This is a genomic window from Micromonospora sp. C28ISP2-4, from assembly GCF_030519385.1.
In the GTDB taxonomy this organism is placed as follows: domain Bacteria; phylum Actinomycetota; class Actinomycetes; order Mycobacteriales; family Micromonosporaceae; genus Micromonospora; species Micromonospora tulbaghiae.
In genome coordinates, this window is sequence record NZ_JAUMKG010000013.1 from 1 (window position 1) to 3,208 (window position 3,208).

2 rRNA genes are annotated in these 3,208 nt (G+C 57.2%); both read right to left on the reverse strand.

Annotated features, from left to right (window positions below):
* Positions 1-2: 2 nt before the first annotated feature.
* A 5S ribosomal RNA gene (gene rrf / locus Q3W68_RS28250) occupies positions 3-119 on the reverse strand.
* Between the two features lie 75 nt (positions 120-194).
* Positions 195-3,208, reverse strand: a 23S ribosomal RNA gene (locus Q3W68_RS28255); the annotation flags it as partial.

The following is a 3,208-nucleotide window of genomic DNA, read 5'->3' on the forward strand; positions in this document are numbered from 1 at the left end:
TTGTCCGGCGGTGTCCTACTCTCCCACACCCTCCCGAGTGCAGTACCATCGGCGCTGGAGGGCTTAGCTTCCGGGTTCGGAATGTGACCGGGCGTTTCCCCTCCGCCATGACCGCCGTAACTCTATGAACATGTCAACCAACCCTGGTGGGTGGTGGTTTGTTCAGAGTTGCACAGTGGACGCGTAGCAGCTTGGTAGTCAAGTCCTCGGCCTATTAGTACCGGTCAACTGAACCCGTTACCGGGCTTACATTTCCGGCCTATCAACCCAGTCGTCTAGCTGGGGGCCTTACCCCACAAAGTGGGTGGGATACCTCATCTTGAAGCGAGCTTCCCGCTTAGATGCTTTCAGCGGTTATCCCTTCCGAACGTAGCTAACCAGCCGTGCCCCTGGCGGGACAACTGGCACACCAGAGGTTCGTCCGTCCCGGTCCTCTCGTACTAGGGACAGCCCTTCTCAAGTATCCTACGCGCACGGCGGATAGGGACCGAACTGTCTCACGACGTTCTAAACCCAGCTCGCGTACCGCTTTAATGGGCGAACAGCCCAACCCTTGGGACCTGCTACAGCCCCAGGATGCGACGAGCCGACATCGAGGTGCCAAACCATCCCGTCGATATGGACTCTTGGGGAAGATCAGCCTGTTATCCCCGGGGTACCTTTTATCCGTTGAGCGACACCGCTTCCACATGCCAGTGCCGGATCACTAGTCCCGACTTTCGTCCCTGCTCGACCTGTCAGTCTCACAGTCAAGCTCCCTTGTGCACTTGCACTCAACACCTGATTGCCAACCAGGCTGAGGGAACCTTTGGGCGCCTCCGTTACCCTTTAGGAGGCAACCGCCCCAGTTAAACTACCCACCAGACACTGTCCCTGAACCGGATAACGGTCCGAAGTTAGATACCCAAATCAACCAGAGTGGTATTTCAAGATTGCCTCCACCCATACTGGCGTATGGACTTCACCGGCTCCCACCTATCCTACACAAGCTAATTCAGATACCAATGTCAAGCTATAGTAAAGGTCCCGGGGTCTTTCCGTCCTGCCGCGCGTAACGAGCATCTTTACTCGTACTGCAATTTCGCCGGGCCTGTGGTTGAGACAGTGGGGAAGTCGTTACGCCATTCGTGCAGGTCGGAACTTACCCGACAAGGAATTTCGCTACCTTAGGATGGTTATAGTTACCACCGCCGTTTACTGGCGCTTAAGTTCTCCGCTTCGCCCCGAAGAGCTAACAGGTCCCCTTAACGTTCCAGCACCGGGCAGGCGTCAGTCCATATACATCGAATTACTTCTTCGCATGGACCTGTGTTTTTAGTAAACAGTCGCTTCCCCCTGCTCTCTGCGGCCATACAACGCTCCACCCGCGCGGGGCTTCACGTCTCCGGCCCCCCTTCTCCCTAAGTTACGGGGGCAATTTGCCGAGTTCCTTAACCACAGTTCGCCCGATCGCCTCGGTATTCTCTACCTGACCACCTGTGTCGGTTTGGGGTACGGGCCGCTAAGAACTCGCTAGAGGCTTTTCTCGGCAGCATAGGATCACTGACTTCACCTGAATCGGCTCGGCATCACGTCTCAGCCCTCATGGTGTGCGGATTTGCCTACACACCGGCCTACACGCTTACCCCGGCACAACCACCGGCCGGGCTCAGCTACCTTCCTGCGTCACCCCATCGCTTGACTACTACCCGCCAGGTTCCCACGCTCCCCACCATTGGTCCGAAGACCGCCGGCGGTTCGGGTGGTTAGCACAACGAGGTTCGTCAGGGTCGCTCTTTCGCGGGTACGGGAATATCAACCCGTTGTCCATCGACTACGCCTCTCGGCCTCGCCTTAGGTCCCGACTCACCCAGGGCGGATTAGCCTGGCCCTGGAACCCTTGGTCATCCGGCGGAAGGGTTTCTCACCCTTCTTTCGCTACTCATGCCTGCATTCTCACTCGTGCCGCGTCCACAACTGGGTCACCCCGCTGCTTCACCCCCGGCACGACGCTCCCCTACCCACCCACACACCTGCACCTGACATCAAGGCCAGGCGAAGTTATTGTGTGAATGCCACAGCTTCGGCGGTGTGCTTGAGCCCCGCTACATTGTCGGCGCGGAACCACTTGACCAGTGAGCTATTACGCACTCTTTAAAGGGTGGCTGCTTCTAAGCCAACCTCCTGGTTGTCTATGCGACCCCACATCCTTTTCCACTTAGCACACGCTTAGGGGCCTTAGCTGGTGATCTGGGCTGTTTCCCTCTCGACTACGAAGCTTATCCCCCGCAGTCTCACTGCCGCGCTCTCACTTACCGGCATTCGGAGTTTGGCTGATTTCGGTAAGCTTGTGGGCCCCCTAGACCATCCAGTGCTCTACCTCCGGCAAGAAACACGCGACGCTGCACCTAAATGCATTTCGGGGAGAACCAGCTATCACGGAGTTTGATTGGCCTTTCACCCCTAACCACAGGTCATCCCCCAACTTTTCAACGTTGGTGGGTTCGGCCCTCCACGCGGTCTTACCCGCGCTTCAGCCTGCCCATGGCTAGATCACTCCGCTTCGGGTCTAGAGCATGCGACTAAAAACGCCCTATTCAGACTCGCTTTCGCTACGGCTCCCCCACACGGGTTAACCTCGCCACATGCCACTAACTCGCAGGCTCATTCTTCAAAAGGCACGCCGTCACCCCGCAAGGCTCCGACGGATTGTAGGCGAACGGTTTCAGGTACTATTTCACTCCCCTCCCGGGGTACTTTTCACCATTCCCTCACGGTACTCGTCCGCTATCGGTCACCAGGAAGTATTTAGGCTTACCAGGTGGTCCTGGCAGATTCACGGCAGATTTCAGGAGTCCGCCGCTACTCGGGAACACCCACAGAAGACCAGCAGCTTTCACCTACCGGACTATCACCGTCTACGGTCAGCCATTCCAGACTGTTCGACTAACCACTGGCTTTGTAACTCCTCGAGTGCGTGTCAGCACACTCAGCAGGGTCCCACAACCCCGACCACGCAACCCCTGACAGGTATCACACGCCGCCGGTTTAGCCTCAATCCGCTTTCGCTCGCCACTACTCACGGAATCACTATTTGTTTTCTCTTCCTACGGGTACTGAGATGTTTCACTTCCCCGCGTTCCCCCCACACACCCTATGTGTTCAGGTGCGGGTGACATCACATGACTGATGCCGGGTTTCCCCATTCGGACACCCTGGGATCACAGCT